Below are 20,385 nucleotides of genomic sequence, written 5' to 3' on the forward strand. Positions count from 1 at the left end.
TCAACCCCCAAGGGACCCACCGTGACCAGTCTCAGCGTCGAGATGCTGGCAGCGGACGCCGCCGAACCGATCACCTCGGCGGGCAACGCGCAGCTGGGCATCGCCGTGCTCGCCGGCATCGCCGTCATCGTCCTGCTCATCACCAAGTTCAAGCTGCACGCGTTCCTGGCGCTGACCATCGGCTCGCTCGCGCTCGGCGCGTTCGCCGGGGCGCCGCTCGCGGACACCATCAAGGCGTTCAGCACCGGGCTCGGGAACACCGTGGCGGGCGTCGGCGTGCTGATCGCGCTCGGCGCGATCCTCGGCAAACTGCTCGCCGACTCCGGTGGCGCCGACCAGATCGTCGACACGATCCTCGCGAAGGCGAGCCGGCGCTCCATGCCGTGGGCGATGGTGCTGATCGCCTCGGTGATCGGCCTGCCGCTCTTCTTCGAGGTCGGCATCGTGCTGCTGATCCCGGTGGTCCTGATGGTCGCCAAGCGGGGCGACTACTCCCTGATGCGGATCGGCATCCCGGCCCTCGCCGGCCTCTCCGTGATGCACGGACTCATCCCGCCGCACCCCGGCCCGCTCGTCGCGATCGACGCCGTCGGCGCCAACCTCGGCGTCACCCTCGCCCTCGGTCTGGTCGTCGCGATCCCGACCGTGATCATCGCGGGCCCGGTCTTCTCCCGGTACGCGGCCCGCTGGGTCGACATCCAGGCGCCCGAGCACATGATCCCGACGCGCCCCTCCGAGGACCTGGAGAAGCGCCCCGGCTTCGGCGTCACGGTCGCCACCGTCATGCTGCCGGTCGTCCTGATGCTGGTGAAGGCGCTCGTCGACATCGTGGTCGACGACCCCGAGAACGCCGTGCAGAAGGTCACCGACGTCATCGGCTCGCCGCTGATCGCGCTGCTCGCCGCCGTCATAGTGGCCCTGTTCACGCTGGGCCGCGCGGCCGGCTTCACCAAGGAGCGGCTCTCCTCCACGGTCGAGAAGTCCCTCGCCCCGATCGCGGGCGTGCTGCTGATCGTCGGCGCGGGCGGCGGCTTCAAGCAGACGCTGATCGACATCGGCGTCGGCCAGATGATCCTCGACTTCTCCGAGAACTGGTCGATCCCGGCCCTGCTCCTCGCCTGGCTGATCGCGGTGGCCATCCGGCTCGCGACGGGCTCCGCCACGGTCGCGACGATCTCGGCGGCCGGCCTGGTGGCTCCGCTGGCCGCGGGCATGTCGACCGGTGAGACGGCGCTCCTGGTGCTGGCGATCGGTGCCGGTTCGCTCTTCTTCAGCCACGTCAACGACGCCGGGTTCTGGCTGGTGAAGGAGTACTTCGGCATGACCGTCGGCCAGACGATCAAGACCTGGTCGGTCATGGAGACCATCATCTCGGTGGTGTCCCTGGTGTTCGTGCTGCTGCTGTCGCTGGTGATGTAGCGACGGCCTGCGAAGGGCCCGGGCCCCGGAGCGCGTGCGCGCTCCGGGGCCCGGGCCTTTCTCGCGCCTGGCGGCCGGCGGCGCTACGCCGTCGCCGCGGCCGCCGCGCGGCCCGCCGCGCGCCCGGAGAAGATGCAGCCGCCGAGGAAGGTGCCTTCGAGGGAGCGGTAGCCGTGCACGCCGCCGCCGCCGAAGCCGGCGGCCTCGCCTGCCGCGTACAGGCCCGGGAGGATGTCGCCGGTGTCGGTGAGGACGCGGGAGGACAGGTCGGTCTGGAGGCCGCCGAGGGACTTGCGGGTGAGGATGTTGAGGCGGACGGCGATCAGCGGGCCGGCCTTCGGGTCGAGGATGCGGTGCGGGGCGGCGGTACGGATCAGGCGGTCGCCCAGGTAGCCGCGGGCGCCGCGGATCGCGGTGATCTGGAGGTCCTTGGTGAAGGGGTTGGCGATCTCCCGGTCGCGGGCGGTGATCTCGCGCCGCAGGGCGGCCTCGTCGACGAGGTCCTGGCCGGTGATCCGGTTCATGCCGCGGACCAGGGCTCCGAGGTCGTCCTCGACGACGAAGTCGGCGCCCTTGTCCATGAACGCCTGCACGGGGCCCGGGACGTCGGCGCGGGCGCGGCCGAGGACGTCGCGGACGGACTTGCCGGTGAGGTCGGGGTTCTGCTCGGAGCCGGAGAGGGCGAACTCCTTGCCGATGATCCGCTTGTCGAGCACGAACCAGGTGTGGTCGTGGCCGGTCCGCATGATGTGTTCGAGGGTGCCGAGGGTGTCGAAGCCGGGGAAGAGCGGCACCGGGAGCCGCTTCCCCGTGGCGTCGAGCCACAGGGAGGAGGGGCCGGGCAGGATGCGGATGCCGTGCCGGGCCCAGATGGGGGCCCAGTTCTCGATGCCCTCGGTGTAGTGCCACATCCGGTCGCGGTTGACGTGGTGGGCGCCCGCCTTCTCCGCGATGCCGAGCATCAGGCCGTCGACGTGGGCGGGGACGCCGGAGAGGAGCTTCGCGGGCGGGGTGCCGAGCCGGGCGGGCCACTGGGCGCGCACCAGGTCGTGGTTGCCGCCGATGCCGCCGCTGGTGACGATCACGGCCTGGGCCCGCAGCTCGAAGGTGCCCGTCGCGGTCCTGCCGCTGGCGGTGCCGCGCTCGGCGTCCGACGGCTCCAGGACCTCGCCGGAGACCGTGTCGAGGACGCCTCCGGTGCGGCCCAGGGCGGTGACGCGGTGGCGGAAGCGGAAGGTGACGAGGCCCCGGGCGACGCCCTCGCGGACCTTCGCCTCGAAGGGGGCGACGAGGCCGGGGCCCGTACCCCAGGTGATGTGGAAGCGGGGGACGGAGTTGCCGTGCCCGGTGGCGTCGTAGCCGCCGCGCTCGGCCCAGCCGACGACCGGGAAGAAGCGGACCCCGCGCGCGTGCAGCCAGGAACGCTTCTCGCCGGCCGCGAAGTCGACGTACGCCTCCGCCCAGCGGCGGGCCCACTCGTCCTCGGGGCGGTCGAAGCCCGCGGTGCCCGCCCAGTCCTGGAGGGCGAGCGCGTGGCTGTCCTTGATGCGCAGCCGGCGCTGTTCGGGCGAGTCGACGAGGAACAGCCCGCCGAAGGACCAGTGGGCCTGGCCCCCGAGGGACTGTTCGGGCTCCTGGTCCAGGAGGATCACGGACCGGCCGGCGTCGACCAGTTCGGCGGTGGCGACGAGACCGGCGAGGCCGGCCCCGATCACGATCACATCGGCGTCGTAGGGCATGGACCGCATCTTGGATACACGGATGTATCGAGTCAACCGTCCGGGACCGGAGGAGCCCCTCCCGTTTTTTAATGTCGGGCATTAATATGGACGTATGGCAAGGACGTCAGGACCCGAGACCCGGGAGAAGCTGATCCGCGCGGCGGAGGAACTCTTCGCCGCCCAGGGCGTCGACGGCGCGCAGCTGCGGGACATCACGCGGCTCGCCGGACAGGCCAACCCCTCCGCCGTCCAGTACCACTTCGGCTCGCGCGCCGGACTCCTGGACGCCGTCATGGCCGGCCGGCTGGCCCGTACCGAGCGGGTGCTCGTCGCGCTGCCGGCCGTCCCCCGTGACGCGGGCGTACGCGAGCTGATCACCGCCCTCGTCACGGCCGAGGCGAGCGAACTGGGCACCGAGCGCGGCTGCCGCTGTCTGCGGGTCTCCGCGCAGCTCAGCCACGAGAGCGGGGTCCGCGCCCGCACCCCCCACCCCACCCTCGCCGGCACCGCCTACTGGGCGCTGATCGAGCGGATCGCCGCGCGGCTCGCCGACGACGGGCTGCCCGAGCCGCTGCTCCTGGAACGGCTCGACCTGGCCCTCACCGTGGTCGGCGCGGCGCTCGCCGACCGGGCCCGGCAGTACCTCGACGGGGCGGAGCCGCTCACGGACGAGCCGCTCTTCCTCGCCGACCTCGTCGAGACCACCACCGCACTGCTCCGGGCCGCACAGCCCCGGAGGACCCGATGAACGGCACCACCCCGATGCCGGGCACCGCACTGGACGGAATCCCCATGAACGACCTCACCGGCAAGACCGTCCTCGTCACCGGCGGCGCGCGCGGCCTGGGCGCCGAGGCGGCCCGCCAGGCCGTCGCCGCCGGGGCGAACGTGGTCGTCACCGACGTCCTCGACGAGGACGGCGCGGCAACCGCCGCGCGCCTCGGCGAGCGCGCCCGCTTCTTCCACCACGACGTCACGTCCGAGGAGGAGTGGGCCGCCGCCGTCGCGTACGCCGTCGCCGAGTTCGGCGGTCTGCACGGCCTGGTGAACAACGCCGGCATCTCCACCGGCGCCCTCCTGGAGACCGAGAGCGTCGAGCACTTCCGCAAGGTCCTCGACATCAACCTCACCGGTGTCTTCATCGGCATGAAGGCCGCCGTACCGGCAATGCGGGAGGCCGGCGGCGGCTCCATCGTCAACATCTCCTCCGCGGCCGGCCTGATGGGGCTCGCGCTCACCGCCGGCTACGGCGCCTCCAAGTGGGGCGTGCGCGGTCTCACCAAGATCGGCGCGGTGGAGCTCGGCACCTCGCGCATCCGCGTCAACTCGGTCCACCCGGGCATGACCTACACCCCGATGACCGCCTCGGTCGGCATCCAGCGCGGCGAGGGCATGTACCCGAACACGCCGATGGGCCGGGTCGGCGAGGCCGACGAGATCGCCGGCGCGGTCGTCTTCCTGCTCTCGGACGCCGCCTCGTACGTGACGGGCGCCGAGCTCGCCGTGGACGGCGGCTGGACCACCGGCCCGACGGTCAAGTACGTCATGGGGCAGTGAGCCGGCGGCGGTCCCGCTGGTTTCATGGGGCGCATGAGCGCTTCCGATGAGGTACGGGACGAGGCACGGGACGGGGTACCGGACGGGGTACGGGACGGAGTACGGGACGAGGTGCTCGACGTCGTCGACGAGCAGGACCGGGTGATCGGGCAGGCCCCGCGCGGCGAGGTGTACGCGCGGGGCCTGATCCACCGCTGCACCTTCATCCGGGTCCGGGACGCCGAGGGGCGGATCTTCGTCCACCGCAGGACGCCGTCGAAACTGGTCTTCCCCTCGCTGTACGACCTGTTCGTCGGCGGCGTCGTCGGCGCCGGCGAGTCCTACGACGACGCGGCGCTGCGCGAGGCCGAGGAGGAGCTGGGCGTCTCCGGACTGCCCCGCCCCGACTTCCTGTTCCGGTTCCTGTACGACTCCGGGGGCGTGGCCGGCAAGTGGTGGTCCGCCGTGTACGAGGTCCGCTGCGACCTGCCGGTACGGCCGCAGCCGGAGGAGGTGGCCTGGCACGCCTTCCTGACCGAGGACGAGCTGCGCGCGCGGCTGCCGGGGGCGGCCGGGGCGTGGGAGTGGGTGCCGGACGGGCTCGCCGCGTACGAGCGGCTGACGGCGGACCGGGGCCGGTAGGGGTGGGCCGCCCACGTGCCCGTTAGAGTGCCGGGGTGAGGCAATTCGCGCAGAGTCTGCGGCTGTGGTTCGCGCCGCAGCGGATCCGGGACGAGGGGGACACCCCCGACTACCGCTTCTCCCTCGCCAACGAACGCACCTTCCTCGCCTGGATCCGCACCGCCCTCGCCCTCATCGGCGGCGGCTTCGCCGTCGACCAGTTCCTGCCCGACCTCCGCTGGGCCGTCCGCGTCGGCCTCGCGCTCGCCCTCCTCGCCGCCGGCGTGCTCTGCGCCCTGCGCGCGGTCAACCACTGGATCCGCTGCGAACGCGCCATGCGCCGGGGCGAGGACCTGCCCGTCTCCCGCTTCCCCGCCGTCCTCAGCCTCACCGTCGCCGTCGTCGCGGTCGCGATGGTCGTCCTCGTCGTCTTCGGCCGGGCCGGCTAGTGGCCGGCGAGCCCGGACCACCGGCCGAGACCCGCGACCCCGGGCTCCAGCCGGAACGCACCCGGCTCGCCTGGCGCCGCACGACACTGTCCTGGACCGTCGTCGCCGTCCTCGCCGTCAAACTCGCCCTCATCGACGGCGCCACCGCCGCCGGACTGACCGGTCTCGCGCTCGCCGCCCTGCTCTGGATCGGCTTCCTCGCCGTCACCCACCGCCGCATCCGCTCCCTGGACACCCCCCGCCCCCAGGTCCTGTCGGCTCGCGGCGCGCTGCTCGCGACGGGGTGCACGGTGGCACTGGCGGTGTGCGGGGCGGCGCTGATCTGGTGATCTGGGAGGCTGGATCCAAGATCCAGGAGGTTGGATCCAAGATCCAGGAGGTTGGATCCCGGATCCAGGATGTTGGGTCCCGGATGTTGGATCCAACATCCGGTCGCCTCTCGGCCCGCCCCGGCCCGACCCGGCCCGGCTACGGGACGGTGACCACGACCTTGCCCTGCAAGCCCCCCTCCGCGTTGGCGCGCTGCGCGTCCGCCGCGCGTTCCAGGGGGAAGGTCCTGGCGACGCGGACGTCGAGGACGCCGTCGTCGGCGAGGTCGGCGAGGGCGTTCAGGTCGGCGGCGTCGGGGCGGACCCAGTAGTAGCGGCCGCCGAGGGCGAGGGCTTCGCCGTCGGCGATGGAGGCGAGCCGGCCGCCGGGGGCGAGCAGTTTGGCGGCGTGCTGGAGGAAGGGGCCGCCGAGGGTGTCGAGGAGCGCGTCGACGCCGCCGGGGGCGAGTTCGCGGACCTGGCGGGTGAAGGTCGCCTCGTCGAGCAGGACGGGTTCCGCGCCGAGCGCGGTCACCCGCTCCCGTCCGGACTCACGGGCGGCGCCGAGGACCCGGCAGCCGAGGTGCCGGGCGATCTGCACGGCCATGGAGCCGACCCCGCCGGCCGCCGCGAGGACCAGTACCGTCTCGCCCCGCCGTACCGAGAGCGCGGTGTGCAGGGCCTGGTAGGCGGTGAGGCCGGCCAGCGGCAGCCCGGCGGCCTCCTCGAAGGAGTACGCGCGGGGCTTGCGGCCCAGGGTGCGGACGGGCGCGGCGACGTACTCGGCGAAGGTGCCGTGGGAGAGGACGTCCTCGCGGACGTACCCCATGACCTCGTCGCCCGCCGCCCACTCGGTGACGGAGACGCCGGGACGGACGACGACGCCGGAGACGTCCCAGCCGGGGACGACCGGGAAGACCGCGTCGATCATGCCGTCGAGATAGCCGGCCTGCGCCTTCCAGTCGACCGGGTTGACCGCCGCCGCGCGGACCTCGACCAGGACCTCGTCGGGCCCCACCTTCGGGTCGGGCAGCTCGCCGTACTCCAGGACCTCGGGGCCGCCGTACCGACGGTAGCTGATCGCCTTCATGGTTCCGACCCTCGACGGGGGCGGGGGGCCGCGCAAGCCGGACGGGCCAGGCGGGGCGGTGCGAGCACCCCCCGGCGTCCGGAAGCGGCACCCGGAAGGGGTGTCCGGAGGAGCGGCACCCGGACGAGCGGTGTCCGGAAGCGGCCCCCCGGCCGGCCCTCCGGTGGCAGGCTTCACCTGTCTCGTCGATCTTCTGCCCGGGGAGCCCTGTGCCTGCCACCGACCCGTACGTGGTCACGCTCGCGCCGCACGTCCACGCCTATGTCCAGCCCGACGGCGGCTGGTGTCTGAACAACGCCGGTTTCCTCGGCGACGCGGGCGAGTCGCTGCTCGTCGACACCACCGCCACCGAGCGCCGCGCCCTGCTGCTGCGCGAGGCGGTGCTCGCCGCCGGGCTGCCGCTGCCGCTCACGGTCGTGAACACCCATCACCACGGCGACCACACCTACGGCAACGGGGTCTTCCGTCCCGAGGCGCGGATCGTCGGGCACGCGAACTGCCGCTCCGAACAGCTGGGCGCCGGGCACCAGCTGCACCTGCTGTGGCCGCAGACCGACTTCGGCCGCGTCGAGATCACCCCGCCCGACGTGACGTACCACGACCGGATGACGGTGTACGTGGGCGGGATCGAGGTGCGGGTGGTGCACCCGGGTCCCGCGCACACCACCGGCGACTCGATCGTGCACCTGCCGGAGCAGGGGGTGGTGTTCACCGGTGACCTGGTCTTCCAGGGCGGGACGCCGTTCCTGCCGATGGGCTCGCTGGCCGGTTCGCTGCGCGCGCTCGACGTGCTGCGGTCGCTGGACGCGGAGCGGGTGGTGCCGGGGCACGGGCCGGTGACGGACCCGGGCGCGTACGACGCCACCGAGCGGTATCTGCGGTGGGTGGCGGAGCTCGCCGCCGAGGGGCACACGAAGGGGGACCCGCCGCTGGAGACCGCCCGCCGGGCCGAGCCGGGAGAGTTCGCCGCCTGGCGGGAGAGCGAGCGGCTGGTGGCCAACCTGCACCGGGCGTACGCGGAGCTGGACGGGCTCCCCGAGGCGCACCCGCTCGACCCGGTGGCGGTCTTCGGCGACATGGCGGCGATGAACGGCGGGGTGCCGGTGGCCTGTCACGCCTGAGCCGCGCGCGGAGCCGTGTGACACCGGCACCGATGAGCGGTGTGAACGCCAGGGGGACCCGGGGTGGAGCCCGGGTCCCCCTGGCGTTTCCGGGACCCCTCTGGCTGGCGTTTCCGGGACCCCTCTGGACGACATACCGACTGGTCGGTCATCATGAGTGCCGACCGACCCTCCGGAGGTATGCCCGATGAGCCACACCGCCCCACCGCCCGGCCTCGACCCCGAGCGTCTGCGCCGCCATCTGGACCGCGAGCGGCCGGGCCTGGTCTCCGGGCCCCTCGAAGCCCGGCTGATCGAGGGTGGGCGCTCCAACCTCACGTACGCCGTCACCGACGGCACCGGCAGCTGGGTGGTGCGCCGCCCGCCGCTCGGGCACGTCCTCGCCACCGCCCACGACATGAGGCGGGAGCACCGGGTCATCAGCGCCCTGGGCGGGACCTCGGTGCCGGTGCCGGGCACGGTCCTGCTCTGCGAGGACGAGGAGGTGCTCGGCGCGCCCTTCTACGTGATGGAGTTCGTCGAGGGGACCCCGTACCGCTCCGCCTCCCAGCTGGCCCCGCTCGGCCCGGAGCGCACCCGCTCCGTCGTCCTCGGCCTGGTCGACACCCTCGTCGACCTGCACGCGGTGGAACCGGAGGCCGTCGGACTCGGCGACTTCGGCCGGCCTGAGGGCTTCCTCGACCGTCAGCTGCGCCGCTGGGGCAAGCAGCTCGCCGCCTCCCGGGGCCGCGAGCTGCCCGGCATCGAGGAGCTGCACGCCGCCCTCGGCCGCGCGCTGCCCGGCTCTCCCCCGCCGACCGTCGTCCACGGCGACTACCGGCTCGACAACGCGCTGGTCGGCGACGACGACCGGATCAGGGCGGTCCTCGACTGGGAGATGTCCACGCTCGGCGACCCGCTGACGGACCTGGGCCTCCTCGTCATGTACAGCACCCCGCTGGACCTGCCCGGCTCACCGATCTCGACCACGGCGACCGCCGCCGGCCACCCCACCGCCGCCGAGCTGGTCGAGCGGTACGCCGCCCGTTCCGGCCGGGACGTCTCCGCCCTCGCCTGGTACACGGCCTTCGCCTGGTTCAAGCTCGCCGTGATCCTGGAGGGCATCCACTACCGCTACACCCTCGGGCAGACCGTCGGCGCCGGCTTCGACCGCATCGGCGACCTCGTCCCCGTCTTCATCGAGCACGGCCTGACCACCCTTCAGGAGGGCTGAACCGCCATGGACTTCTCCTACGACGCCCGCACCGAGGAGCTCCGCTCCCGGCTGCTCGCCTTCATGGACGAGCACGTGTACCCCGCCGAGGCCGTCGCCGAGGAGCAGCGGGCCTCGCTCGCCTCCCCGTGGGACGAGCCGCCGGTGGTGGCGGAGCTGAAGGCCGAGGCCAAGCGCCAGGGCCTGTGGAACCTCTTCCTTCCCGACGAGGAGTACGGGGCGGGGCTGACCAACCTCCAGTACGCGCCGCTCGCCGAGATCACCGGCCGCAGCCCGCAGCTCGCGCCGACCGCCCTCAACTGCGCGGCCCCGGACACCGGGAACATGGAGCTGCTCGCCCAGTTCGCCGACGAGACGCAGAGGAAGCAGTGGCTGGAGCCGCTGCTCGCGGGCGAGATCCGGTCCGCCTTCGCGATGACCGAGCCCGAGGTGGCCTCATCGGACGCGACCAACATCGAGACCCGGATCCGGCGGGACGGGGACGCGTATGTGATCGACGGGCGCAAGTGGTACATCTCCGGGGCGATGAACCCCGACTGCAAGGTCTTCATCGTGATGGGGAAGACCGACCCGGACGGGCCGGACCTCCGCCGCCAGCAGTCGATGATCCTCGTCCCGCGCGACACCCCGGGCGTCGAGGTGCGCCGGGCGATGCGGGTGTACGGCTACGAGGACCACTACCACGGCGGTCACGCCGAGGTGGTCTTCGACGGGGTGCGGGTCCCCGCCGCGAACCTGATCGGCGAGGAGGGCGGCGGCTTCGCGATCGCCCAGGCGCGGCTCGGCCCCGGCCGCATCCACCACTGCATGCGGCTGATCGGCATGGCCGAGCGGGCGGTGGAGCTGACGTGCCGGCGGGCCGTCTCCCGTACCGCCTTCGGCAAGACCCTCGCCCAGCAGGGCGTGGTGCAGAACTGGATCGCGGACGCGCGGGTGACGATCGAGCAGCTGCGGCTGCTGGTGCTCAAGACGGCCTGGCTGATGGACACCGTCGGCAACAAGGGCGCCCACACCGAGATCCAGGCCATCAAGATCGCCACCCCGCGCGCGGTGGTGGACATCATCGACAAGGCGGTGCAGGCGCACGGCGCCGGCGGCGTCTCGCAGGACTTCCCGCTCGCCGAACTGTGGGCGGCGGCCCGGACCCTGCGGCTCGCGGACGGGCCGGACGAGGTGCACCAGCGGTCGCTGGCCCGCCGCGAGCTGAAGCGCTACCTCTGACGGCTCACGGGCGCAGGGCCCGCAGCAGGAGGTCGGCCAGGTGGTCGGCGACCTGCTGCGGGGTCAGCGGGCCGTCCGGGCGGTACCACGTGGACAGGTGGTGCACGGAGCCGAAGTGGTAGTCCACGACGAGGTCGGCGGGTGTGGCGGAGGAGAAGACGCCCGCCCGCTGACCTTCCTCGATCAGGGCGCGGAAGCGCTCGTGGTAGCGGCGGCGCTCGGCGCGGACCTGCTTGTTCTTCTCCGGGCTCAGGTGGTGCATGGAGCGGAAGAAGATCGAGGCGTCGTCGAGGTTCTCGATCGTGGTGACGACGACGTCGGCGGCGGCGCCGCGCAGCCGGTCCTCGACGGGCGCGTCGGAGCCCGCGAAGTCGTCGAGCCGCTCCTGCTGGAGGCGGAGCACGCGCGCGTACACCTCCTGGAGGAGGTCCTCCTTGGAGCCGAAGTAGTGGTAGAGCGCCCCCTTGGTGACGCCCGCCGCCTCGACGATCTCCTGGACGGAGGTGCGGTCGTAGCCCTGCTCCGCGAAGAGCCGGGTGGCGGCGGCGAGGAGCCTCTGGGGGACGGGAGAGCCGTCCCCGTCCGTCGTCCTGGCCATGCTCCGCCGCCTTCCGGTCCGCTGCCCCGTCCCTGGCGTCCGGGGGCTGTCGTCGGTAGATCTTCCCATTCCCCGCCGGGTGCGCTACCGCGCGCCCGCCTCCCAGTGCCGCTGGAGCTTGTTCATGCCGCCGATCCACCGGTCGGGGTCGTCCGCGCGGTTCCGGTAGTAGTCGGCGACCTCCGGGTGCGGCAGGACGAGGAAGCGGTCCTCCGCGATGGCGTCGAGGAGGGCGTCGGCGACGGTCTCGGGCTCGACGGCGGTCGGGACCAGGACGAGGTCGCCGGCCGAGCCGGTGGCGGCGAGCATGTCGGTGCGGACGCCCTGCGGGCAGATGGCGTGGACCTTCAGGCCCCGGTGGCGGTAGGTGAGGGAGAGCCATTCGGCGAAGGCGTAGGCGCCGTGCTTGGAGACGCTGTACGGGGCCGCGCCGATCATGGTGAGCAGGCCGGCGGCGGAGACGGTGGAGACGAAGCGGCCGGTGCCGCGCTCCAGCCAGTCGGGGAGCAGGGCGCGGGCGGCGCGGACGTGGGCCATGACGTTGACGTCCCAGGCGGCGGCCCAGACGGCCTCGTCGGCGAAGGCGTCGCCGGCGGAGGCGAGTCCGGCGTTGGCGCACCAGACGTCGACGGTGCCGCCGAGGGCGTCGCGGGCCTCGTCGACGATCGCGGAGGCGTCGCCGGGGACGGCGAGCGCGCCGATCTCCCCGGCGACGGCTTTGGCGCGGACGGGGTCGAGGTCGTTGACGACGACGCGGGCGCCTTCGGCGGCGAAGCGCCGGGCGAGGGCGGCGCCGATGCCGCCGCCCGCTCCGGTGACGACGACGCCGGCGCCACGGAGTTCGCGCGTGTCCGCGTTCATGGACCCCTCCAGGAGGTTCGGTTCGGTTCGGTTCGTTTCGGTTCGCTTCGGTCCGGGTCACGGTTCCGGTGGCACCGTCACGGTTCCGGTGACACCGGGCAGACTAACCGGTCGGTATGGAAGGGCGGAAGACCCGGAGGGGCGGCTCGCCGCCTTCGCACGCCTCGTTCCCCCGGGGCGTCAGGAGCGCTAGCCTGCGTGCCCATGTCACGCATGAGGCGGATGAAACTGTCGCGTCGGGATCTGCTGGCGGCCGGAGGGGCGCTGAGCGCGGGAGGCGCGCTCGCCGCGACGGCCTCCCCCGCCGCGGCCGGCCCCGGGCGGGGGCACGCGCGCGTACGGACCGGTTTCGAGCGGCTGGCGGCGGACGGGTACGCCCTCCTGGCCGGCGAGCGGGTCGGCGTCGTCACCAACCCGACCGGGATCACCCGGGACGCCCGGCACCTGGTGGACGTCATGCACGCCGACGAACGGGTGGATCTGGTGGCCGTGTTCGGCCCCGAGCACGGGTTCCGGGGCACCGCGCAGGCGGGTGGTTCGGAGGGCCGGTACGACGACCCGGCGACCGGGCTGCCGGTCTACGACACGTACCTGAAGAGCGGGCAGCCGCTGGCGGACGTCTTCACCGCCTCGGGCGTCGACACCGTCGTCTTCGACATCCAGGACGCGGGCGCCCGCTTCTACACGTACATCTGGACGCTGTACGACTGCATGGTGGCGGCCGAGCTGGCCGGGAAGCGGTTCGTGGTCCTGGACCGGCCGAACCCGGTGAGCGGCCGGGCCGCCCTCGGGCCCGTCCTGGACCGGGCCTTCGCCACCTTCGTCGGGCGCGAGCCGATCGCGCAGGCGCACGGCATGACGGTGGCGGAGCTGGCCCTCCTCTTCAACGCCGAGTTCCTGGCCCGGCCGGTGGAGCTGGAGACGGTCCGGATGACGGGCTGGCGGCGGTCGGACTTCTTCGACGCGACGGGGCTGCCGTGGGTGCCGCCGAGCCCGAACATGCCGACCCCGGAGACCGCGCTCGTCTACTCCGGCACCTGCCTCTTCGAGGGGACCAACCTCTCCGAGGGCCGGGGCACCACCCGTCCCTTCGAACTCCTCGGCGCGGAGGGCGTCGACCGCCGCTGGGCGGAGGCGGCGAACGCCCTGGAGCTGCCCGGGATCCGCTTCCGCGAGGCGTACTTCGCCCCGACCTTCTCCAAGTTCCAGGGCCGCACCGTGGGCGGCGTCCAGCTCCACGTCCACGACCGCGAGTCCTTCGACCCGGTCCGCACCGGCATCGCCCTCCTGGTCACCGCCCGCTCCTCGTGGTCCGGTTTCGCCTGGCGCCCCGACCACTGGATCGACAAGCTCACCGGCTCCACGCGCGTGCGTACGCTCGTCGACGCCGGAGCCGGGACCGACGAGGTCGTGGGCGCCTGGTCCGACGATCTGGCGGCCTTCCGGGCGGTGCGGCGGGAGTATCTGCTCTACCGGTGACGGGGGGGTATCCCTCCCTGCCGGCCCGGGGGGCGGCAGGATGTCCCGGCACGGGACCCGGCGGAAAGGATGACGGCATGAAGATCGCCTCGCTTCGCCGCCTGCCCGTCGTCGGGCTCCTCACCGCCCTCTGCCTCGCCTCCGTCGCCCCCGGCGCCGCGGCCGCCGTCCGGACCGACCCGGATCCCGGGCCCGCGCGTGAACTCGCCCGTTCCGCCGCGCCCCTGGACGACGAGCGGGCCCTCGACCGGCTGATCGGGCCGGCCAAGGTCGTCGGCATCGGCGAGGCCACGCACAGCTCGGCCGAGTTCTTCACGGTGAAGCACCGGCTCTTCGCCCACCTCGTCGAGAAGGAGGGGTTCACCACCTTCGCGCTGGAGGCGAGCTGGTCCACGGGGCTCCTCGTCGACCGCTGGGTGACGACCGGCGAGGGCGACATCGAACGGATCATGCGGGACGAGTTCCAGGAGTCGTACCGGCTCTGGAACACCGAGGAGTACCTCGACCTCTTCCGCTGGATGCGCCGCCACAACCTGGCGCACCCGGACCGCCAGGTGCGCTTCATGGGCAACGACCTCGGGTACGCCGGGCGGAACCTGTTCGACACCGTCACCGCGTACGTGGGCCGCAACCACCCGGAGCTCCTCCCCCGGTTCCGGGAGCTGTACCGGGCGTCCCGGCCCACCGGCGGGGTGGAGGACTGGATGAAGGAGTACATGGCCAGGCCGCTCGCCGAGCGGCGGGCGATGGCCGGCGACGTGAACCGGGCCCTGAGGCTCCTGGAGACGCAGCGGCCGGGCAAGGGCGCGGCGGCCCGCGAGGCGCATCTCTGGGCGGTGCAGCACGCCAGGGCCGTCGCCCAGGTCGGCACGGAGTACGCCCACGACTTCGCGACGCAGGACGGCGTCGCGGCGGCCATGCTCTACCGGGACCGGATCATGGCCGAGAACACCGCCTGGTGGCAGCGGCGCACCGGCGACCGGATGGTCCTCTCGGCCCACAACGGGCACGTGTCGTACGAGTCCCTCATGCCCGCCCACTACCCGCGCACGCAGGGGGCGTTCCTGCGGGACCTCCTCGGCCGGGGGTACGTGACGATCGGAGCCTCCTTCGGGCGGGGCTCCTTCAACGCGCACGACACGGAGGCTCCCGGGGAGCCCCTGCGCGTCTTCACCGTGGACCCGCAGGCGCCGGGCGGCGCGGCGCACACACTGGACCGGGTGGCATCCGGTCCCTTCCTCCTCGACCTGCGGCGGGTGGCGCCGGCCGCACGGGGCTGGCTCGCGGAGCCGCGGCCGGTCTGGAACATCGGCACCGCCTACCCCTGGCCCGGCGCGACGCCCTCGGTGCGGCTCTCCGCCGCGTACGACGGCCTGATCCACTTCCCGGTGGTCACGGCGGCGCGGCTGCGCTGACGCGCTTCCGGCGGCCGTCGGAGGTCTGACGGTGGCCGGATCCGGGCATGCTGCCCAGGGGTTGCGGGACGCGGACCCCTGGGCGCTTCCTCGACGGGGAGGGACGGGCGGGCCGTGAGCGGGATGAGTGTGGATCCGTACCGGGAGATCGTCTTCGACAAGGACGGGGACGGTCCGGCCGGGCAGGGGGCCGAACTGGTCGCGCTGGCGCGGCGGGGGGTGACGGATCTGGTGGTGTTCGCCCACGGGTGGAACAACTCGCCGTCCGGCGCGACCCGGCTGTACTCGGACTTCTTCGCGCCCTTCCCTGGGCTGCTGGCCCCGGGGGTGGAGGCGGCGTACGCGGGCGTGGTCTGGCCCTCGATGATGTTCACGGACGAGCCGGTCCCGGACTTCCGGGCGCTGGTGACGACGCTGCCCGAGAAGGAGCGGACGATCGTCCGGCTCACCGAGCTGGTGGCGACGGCGCCGGCCGAGGAGGCCGCGTTCGCGGAGTTCGGGGCGCTGCTGCGGGACCTGGCGGACGTGGACGGCACGGGGTTCGCCGGGGACCGCGCGGTGCCGGATTTCCTGCTGGCGGATCCGGTGGAGACTTGTGCCGTGTTCACCGCCGCGCTGACGGGCACCGTCCCGGCGGCGGTGCTCGGCGGCGGGCTCGGAGGGCTGTGGCAGGGCGGCCGGGAGGCGCTGCGGCAGGCCGCGTACTACGTGATGAAGAAGCGGGCCGGGCACGTGGGCGAGCGGGGGCTCGGGCCGCTGCTGGCCGAGGTGGCGCGGGCGGCGCCGGGGCTGCGGGTGCACCTGGTGGGGCACAGCATGGGCGCCCGGCTCGTGGCGTACGGGCTCCGAGGGCTGCCGGGGGCGCTGCGGCCGGTCCGGTCGATGACGCTGCTCCAGGGCGCCTTCTCGCACTACGCGTTCGCGGCCCGGCTGCCGCACGATCCCGGCCGTTCGGGGGCGCTGAAGGACATGCAGCTGCGGGTGCGGGGCCCGGTGGTGGCCTGTCACTCGCGGCACGACACGGCGCTCGGCGTCCTCTACCCGCTGGCCTCCCGCGCGGCCCGGGACTCGGCCTCGCTGACGGAGTCGCCGGCGCGGCTGCTCGCGCGTGATCCGCGGTGGGGGGCGATCGGCTGGGACGGCGTCCACGGCGTGCCGGGGGCGGCGCGGCGGACGCTGGCGACGGTGCTGCGGGACGGGGTTCCGGCCTCGGGCTGCGTGAGTGTGGACGCGGCGGACGCGGTCCGCTCGCACAGTGACATCCGGCGGCCGGAGCTGGCCCGGGTGGTGGTCTCGGCGGCCCGGACGGGCCGCCGGTAGAACCCGCGCCGGTGGCGAGTTCCCGCCAAGGAGCGGGGTGTTCCGGGTCCGGGCGGAACACGGCGGCGCCGTCGTTCGTCCCTCTGGTACCGCGGATGCGCGAACGACCAGCGACGGAGGTGGCGACCGATGGCCGGTTTCCGGAGTCTCGCGAGACAGGTGCGTGACCAGGGGTGCGACACGGCACTGCGCAGGTACTCGCTGCGCAAGTGCCTGGAGCGGTTCGCCCCCTACGGGCACCGGGCGACCTGGGACCACCTGTGCCGGAGGCACGGGTTCGGACCCGACGACCGGGAGCTCGATCCGGCGCGGCTGGTGGCCGCCCTGGAGGAGCTGGAGGAGGCACGGACGGTCTGGCTGGCGTACGAGGAGGAGTTCGCCGCCCGGCGCCGGCGCGAGAAGCACGGCGGGGTGCGGGCCCTGCGGGCGCTGGACGACTGGCACCGGGACGTGTGGGGTGGCAACGGGGTGGTGCGGTGCGGCGATCCGGCCGTCCACCCGACCGATCCGCTGCCCGAGGTGGTGCGGCGGCTGGTCACGGCGCTTGAGCACGGCCCGGTCGAGGCGTGCCCGGTCTGCACGGGGGCGCGGATCGCGTGGGACGGCGGCGCCGGTGACGAGCGGTGGTACGGCCCGGTGTGCGCCGACTGCGGCGTGGAGGTCCCCCGCGCGGTCCTCACCCCCGACGCCCTGGCCCGAGCCCGCGAGGAACGCGGCCGGCCACTGGTGCCGGCGGCTTGAGACGGGGCGGCGGCTTGAGACGGGCGGCGCCGGGAGCCGGTGACGCGCGGGACGGCTGACGTACGAGCAGCCCGTGGCGTACGTGACGTACGGGGAGACCGTGACGCGCGGGGAGACCGTGACGTGCGGGGAGTCGGTCACGTACGGCGAGACCGTGACGCACGGCATAGCCGTGACGCGCGGGAAGGCGGTGGCGTGGGTCGGCAGGGGGGTGTGCCGCTTCAGGCGGCGCTGAACGGCACGTGGGGGCCCGGGGAGTCGGCGGTGGTGCCGCGTGATCCGGTGGCGCTCGCGGAGGCCGCGGCCAGCGCGGTGGCGGCGGGGGCCGACGAGGTGCGGATCCGGCCCCGTACGCCCTGCGGCGGCGGCTCGCTCTCGCCCCGCGTGGTGGGGCCCGCCCTGGCGGCGGTGCGTGAGCGCGTCCGCGTCCCCGTGTCGGTGCCGGCGGACGCGTGGGCCGAGCCCGATCCGGAGCGGCGGGTGGCGCGGGTCCGGTCCTGGGAGGTCCTGCCGGAGCTGGCGTGCGTGGCCTGGCACGAGCCGGGCGCCGAGGAGACGGCGGCCGAGCTGCTCGCGCGCGGGGTGGCGGTGGAGGCGGCGCTGCGGGCCGGCACGACGGGCCCGGCCCTGTTCGCCCGCTCCCCTCTGGCCGCCCGGGTGCGGCGGATCGTGGCCGAGGTGCCGCGGGCCGGCGCCGATGCCTGGGTGAGCGGCCTGCGGGCCGCGCACGGGGACGTCCCCGTCCTGCTCTGCGGGACCGGCGCGGCGGCGTGGCCCGCGCTGCGGCTGGCCCGGCGGCTGGGCGTGGCCTGCCGGATCGGCCTGGAGGACACCCTCCTCCTGCCCGACGGAGCCCGCGCCCGCTCCACGGCGGAGCAGGTACGGGCCGCGCTGCGGGACGCGCGCTAGGGCGTGTCTGACAATTGGCGTCGGATCAGCGCGTGCCGGGCGGGCCGGACCCGACGGGAATGGTCAGACACGCCCTAAGGGGTCTCCTCCTGCTCCTCGCGGCGCAGCGGCAGCAGCCGGGAGCCGGCCATGCGGGCGCCGAAGGCGTCGTCCGGGTTGGACAGGACGCAGGTCTCCAGGGAGAGGCAGCCGCAGCCGATGCAGTCCGTCAGGTGGTCGCGGAGGCGGCCCAGCTGCTTGATGCGGTCGTCGAGTTCGGTCCGCCAGGTGGCGGAGAGCCGGGACCAGTCCTCGCGGGTCGGGGTGCGCTCCTCGGGCAGTTCGGAGAGGGCGTCGCGGATGGTGGCGAGGGGGATGCCGACGCGCTGGGCGGCGCGGATGAAGGCGACCCGGCGCAGCGCGTCGCGCCCGTAGCGGCGCTGGTTGCCCGCGGTGCGGCGGCTGCCGATGAGCCCCTTGGCCTCGTAGAAGTGCAGGGCGGAGACGGCCGCGCCGCTGCGGGCGGAGAGCTGGCCGACGGTGAGCTCGTGGATCTTCTCTGGAATCTGCGGCACCCCTCGAACCCTACTGGTCCGTTGACAGCGCGACCCCCACCCCACATGCTGAGCAAGCGCTTAGATACAAACCGTTGGGTATGTCGTGCGAGAAGGGACCAGGGACATGGCCGAGCCGAGGATCTTCACCTCCGCCGAGGAGCTGCGCGCGGGGGTCGGCGAGCAGCTGGGGCACAGCGACTGGCTGGAGGTCGACCAGAAGCGGATCGACCTCTTCGCCGACGCCACCGGCGACCACCAGTGGATCCACGTGGACCCCGAGCGCGCCGCGTCCGGTCCCTTCGGCTCGACCATCGCGCACGGTTACCTGACCCTCTCGCTGCTGCCGCTGTTCGTGCCGCAGGTGCTGCGGGTCGAGGGCATGAAGATGGGCCTCAACTACGGCACGGAGAAGGTGCGTTTCCCCGCGCCGGTGCCGGTCGGCTCGCGGCTGCGCGCCACGGCGGTCCTCACGAAGGTGGAGGAGGCGGGCGGCGGCGTACAGGTCACGGCGAAGGTGACCGTGGAGCGCGAGGGCGGCGACAAGCCGGTGTGCGTGGCCGAGTCGGTCTCGCGCTACTACTTCTGAGCACCCCGCCCCGGTTCCCGCCCCCGGTACTACCGCTGAGCCCGGTGGCCCACCATGCGGAGCACGAGGTCGGCGTAGAACGCGCCGACCTCGTCGGGCGTCCGGCGTCCCTGGACGTTGAACCAGCGGGCCACGTCGATGCACAGCGAGAGCACGGCGACGGTGGTGCCGGACGGGTCCGCCACGTCGAACTCGCCGGCCGCCACGCCCTCCTCGATGATCCGGCGCACGGTCGCCTCGGTCTCCCGGCGCAGCTCCACGATCTCGGTGCGGTGCTCGGGGCCGAGCGCGTCCAGCTCGTACTGGACGACCCGGGCGGTGGTGTGGCGCTCGGCGTGCCAGCGGACGAAGGAGCGGACGGCGTCCGCGAGCCGGTCGGAGGGGGCGCCGTCCCGCAGCTCGGCGGCCCGGAGGATCTCCAGGGCCCGGTCGTGCCCGATGCGGCTGATCCGGTGGAGCAGCTCTTCCTTGGTCTTGTAGTGGATGTAGAGCGCGGCCGGGCTCATCCCGGCGCGGCCGGCGATGTCGCGGGTGGTGGTGGCGTGGTAGCCGCGTTCGGCGAACGCCTCGACGGCCGCGACCAGCAGCCTCCGCGCGGCCTCGGGCGCGACCTCGCTCCAGGCCACGTCCTCGCCGCCGGGCGTCTGCTCCGCCGTGCTCATCCCACACTCCTCCTCGGACCGGTCAGGACGAACACCATACAACGAAGCTGAGCAAGCGCTTAGAGATCGCGGGCGCACTCCGTCCGGGCGGACGGCGCTCAGAGCTTCTGCTGGAAGGGGTCGTGCTCGGCGAGGAGCTTCTCCAGGCGGGCCTGGTCCACCCGGCTGACGATCCGATCGGACTCCTGCCGGTCGCGGACCACCTTGGCGAGGGTGAAGGCGGAGGTGGTGAGGTAGAGGACGGAGACCGCCAGGAAGGCGCGCACCCAGGCGCTCGCCTCCAGCTGGTAGATCCCGATCGCGACGGCGGCGAGGGCGATCGCGAAGGAGATGACGGCCTGCGCGTGGTAGGCGTTGGTGTTCTGCTGCTTGACCTGTGACTCGCTCATGCCCACAGCATCGGGCGGATGTGGCCGGCGCCACATCCGCCCGGGTACTCATGGCCGTACTCAGCCCCGCTCCGCGCAGCGGCTCAGTCAGGCTCCGCCCCACCCGGCGTCGCGGCTCGGCCCAGCCCCGCCCGGGGCACAGCGGCTCAGCTCCGCTTCAGGCGCGGCGGCTCAGCCCCGCCCGGGGCAC

At 73.6% G+C, this 20,385-nt stretch carries 22 protein-coding genes; 15 read left to right on the forward strand and 7 right to left on the reverse strand.

All coding sequences use genetic code 11. The annotated features are described in order from the left end of the window. Positions 1-21: 21 nt before the first annotated feature. Entirely contained in the window at positions 22-1,419 is a 1,398-nt protein-coding gene (locus ACIGHB_RS24990; RefSeq protein ID WP_399915971.1) for a GntP family permease, read from the forward strand. Between the two features lie 83 nt (positions 1,420-1,502). Here the strand turns inward: ACIGHB_RS24990 and ACIGHB_RS24995 are convergent, their stop codons facing one another. Then, entirely contained in the window at positions 1,503-3,158 is a 1,656-nt protein-coding gene (locus ACIGHB_RS24995; RefSeq protein ID WP_399915974.1) for an FAD-binding dehydrogenase, read from the reverse strand. Positions 3,159-3,252: 94 nt separating this feature from the next. On the opposite strand from ACIGHB_RS24995, the gene ACIGHB_RS25000 reads away from it, so the two are divergent. Genes ACIGHB_RS25000 through ACIGHB_RS25020 form a run of 5 tightly spaced genes read left to right on the forward strand, consistent with a single transcriptional unit; the run spans position 3,253 to position 6,075 of the window. Then, a complete protein-coding gene (locus ACIGHB_RS25000) occupies positions 3,253-3,888 on the forward strand; it encodes a TetR/AcrR family transcriptional regulator (protein ID WP_399915976.1) in 636 nt (211 codons plus the stop codon). A 44-nt stretch (positions 3,889-3,932) separates the two neighbouring features. Next, a complete protein-coding gene (locus tag ACIGHB_RS25005; protein WP_399916136.1) occupies positions 3,933-4,697 on the forward strand; it encodes a glucose 1-dehydrogenase in 765 nt (254 codons plus the stop codon). A 33-nt stretch (positions 4,698-4,730) separates the two neighbouring features. Then, the gene (locus tag ACIGHB_RS25010) at positions 4,731-5,318 is read left to right on the forward strand and encodes an NUDIX hydrolase (protein ID WP_399915978.1); all 588 of its coding nucleotides are present in this window, start codon (positions 4,731-4,733) and stop codon (positions 5,316-5,318) included. A 35-nt stretch (positions 5,319-5,353) separates the two neighbouring features. After that, positions 5,354-5,746 carry a DUF202 domain-containing protein gene (locus ACIGHB_RS25015; RefSeq protein ID WP_360318874.1) on the forward strand — a complete coding sequence of 131 codons (393 nt, stop codon included), beginning with the start codon at positions 5,354-5,356 and terminating at the stop codon, positions 5,744-5,746. Continuing rightward, a complete protein-coding gene (locus ACIGHB_RS25020) occupies positions 5,746-6,075 on the forward strand; it encodes a DUF202 domain-containing protein (protein ID WP_399915980.1) in 330 nt (109 codons plus the stop codon). The genes ACIGHB_RS25015 and ACIGHB_RS25020 overlap by 1 nt, the downstream gene beginning before the upstream one ends. Positions 6,076-6,214: 139 nt before the next feature. Here ACIGHB_RS25020 and ACIGHB_RS25025 read toward each other — a convergent pair whose 3' ends face one another. Further along, entirely contained in the window at positions 6,215-7,144 is a 930-nt protein-coding gene (locus tag ACIGHB_RS25025; RefSeq protein WP_360318868.1) for an NADP-dependent oxidoreductase, read from the reverse strand. Positions 7,145-7,353: 209 nt separating this feature from the next. On the opposite strand from ACIGHB_RS25025, the gene ACIGHB_RS25030 reads away from it, so the two are divergent. From ACIGHB_RS25030 to ACIGHB_RS25040, 3 genes are all read left to right on the forward strand, one after another. Further along, entirely contained in the window at positions 7,354-8,265 is a 912-nt protein-coding gene (locus ACIGHB_RS25030) for an MBL fold metallo-hydrolase (protein WP_399915983.1), read from the forward strand. A 187-nt stretch (positions 8,266-8,452) separates the two neighbouring features. Beyond that, on the forward strand, positions 8,453-9,478 hold the full coding sequence (locus ACIGHB_RS25035) for a phosphotransferase family protein (RefSeq protein ID WP_399915985.1): 1,026 nt from the start codon (positions 8,453-8,455) through the stop codon (positions 9,476-9,478). Between the two features lie 6 nt (positions 9,479-9,484). Continuing rightward, positions 9,485-10,699, forward strand: a complete 1,215-nt coding sequence (locus ACIGHB_RS25040) for an acyl-CoA dehydrogenase family protein (RefSeq protein WP_399915987.1) — start codon at positions 9,485-9,487, stop codon at positions 10,697-10,699. Between the two features lie 4 nt (positions 10,700-10,703). Here the strand turns inward: ACIGHB_RS25040 and ACIGHB_RS25045 are convergent, their stop codons facing one another. Next, positions 10,704-11,297, reverse strand: coding sequence for a TetR/AcrR family transcriptional regulator (locus ACIGHB_RS25045; protein WP_360318856.1), 594 nt, complete (start codon positions 11,295-11,297; stop codon positions 10,704-10,706). A gap of 84 nt (positions 11,298-11,381) precedes the next feature. Then, the gene (locus ACIGHB_RS25050) at positions 11,382-12,158 is read right to left on the reverse strand and encodes an SDR family oxidoreductase (protein WP_388872449.1); all 777 of its coding nucleotides are present in this window, start codon (positions 12,156-12,158) and stop codon (positions 11,382-11,384) included. Between the two features lie 222 nt (positions 12,159-12,380). On the opposite strand from ACIGHB_RS25050, the gene ACIGHB_RS25055 reads away from it, so the two are divergent. The 5 genes from ACIGHB_RS25055 (at position 12,381) to ACIGHB_RS25075 (ending at position 18,022) form a co-directional block, all read left to right on the forward strand. Then, positions 12,381-13,637, forward strand: coding sequence for an exo-beta-N-acetylmuramidase NamZ domain-containing protein (locus tag ACIGHB_RS25055; RefSeq protein ID WP_399916138.1), 1,257 nt, complete (start codon positions 12,381-12,383; stop codon positions 13,635-13,637). A gap of 77 nt (positions 13,638-13,714) precedes the next feature. Continuing rightward, positions 13,715-15,052 (forward strand): erythromycin esterase family protein, encoded by a 1,338-nt coding sequence (locus ACIGHB_RS25060; RefSeq protein ID WP_399915990.1) that lies wholly within the window; start codon positions 13,715-13,717, stop codon positions 15,050-15,052. Positions 15,053-15,175: 123 nt separating this feature from the next. Next, positions 15,176-16,372, forward strand: coding sequence for a serine-threonine protein kinase (locus tag ACIGHB_RS25065; RefSeq protein ID WP_399916140.1), 1,197 nt, complete (start codon positions 15,176-15,178; stop codon positions 16,370-16,372). Between the two features lie 129 nt (positions 16,373-16,501). Next, complete coding sequence (locus tag ACIGHB_RS25070; RefSeq protein WP_360318848.1) at positions 16,502-17,113, forward strand: hypothetical protein; 612 nt, start codon at positions 16,502-16,504, stop codon at positions 17,111-17,113. Between the two features lie 213 nt (positions 17,114-17,326). Then, entirely contained in the window at positions 17,327-18,022 is a 696-nt protein-coding gene (locus tag ACIGHB_RS25075) for a 3-keto-5-aminohexanoate cleavage protein (protein WP_399915992.1), read from the forward strand. A 74-nt stretch (positions 18,023-18,096) separates the two neighbouring features. Here ACIGHB_RS25075 and soxR read toward each other — a convergent pair whose 3' ends face one another. Further along, positions 18,097-18,576, reverse strand: coding sequence for a redox-sensitive transcriptional activator SoxR (gene soxR / locus ACIGHB_RS25080; RefSeq protein WP_360318843.1), 480 nt, complete (start codon positions 18,574-18,576; stop codon positions 18,097-18,099). A 106-nt stretch (positions 18,577-18,682) separates the two neighbouring features. Here soxR and ACIGHB_RS25085 point away from each other — a divergent pair, with 106 nt between their 5' ends. Beyond that, positions 18,683-19,144 carry a MaoC family dehydratase gene (locus tag ACIGHB_RS25085; RefSeq protein ID WP_360318841.1) on the forward strand — a complete coding sequence of 154 codons (462 nt, stop codon included), beginning with the start codon at positions 18,683-18,685 and terminating at the stop codon, positions 19,142-19,144. Positions 19,145-19,173: 29 nt separating this feature from the next. On the opposite strand, the gene ACIGHB_RS25090 is transcribed toward ACIGHB_RS25085, so the two are convergent. Together ACIGHB_RS25090 and ACIGHB_RS25095 are read right to left on the reverse strand one after the other, a co-directional pair. Then, positions 19,174-19,806, reverse strand: coding sequence for a TetR/AcrR family transcriptional regulator (locus tag ACIGHB_RS25090; protein ID WP_360318838.1), 633 nt, complete (start codon positions 19,804-19,806; stop codon positions 19,174-19,176). 98 nt (positions 19,807-19,904) lie between these two features. Further along, positions 19,905-20,195, reverse strand: coding sequence for a YiaA/YiaB family inner membrane protein (locus ACIGHB_RS25095; protein WP_169092536.1), 291 nt, complete (start codon positions 20,193-20,195; stop codon positions 19,905-19,907). Positions 20,196-20,385: the final 190 nt, after the last annotated feature.

It is taken from the genome of Streptomyces sp. NPDC085460 (assembly GCF_044541975.1).
Classification (GTDB): Bacteria; Actinomycetota; Actinomycetes; order Streptomycetales; family Streptomycetaceae; genus Streptomyces.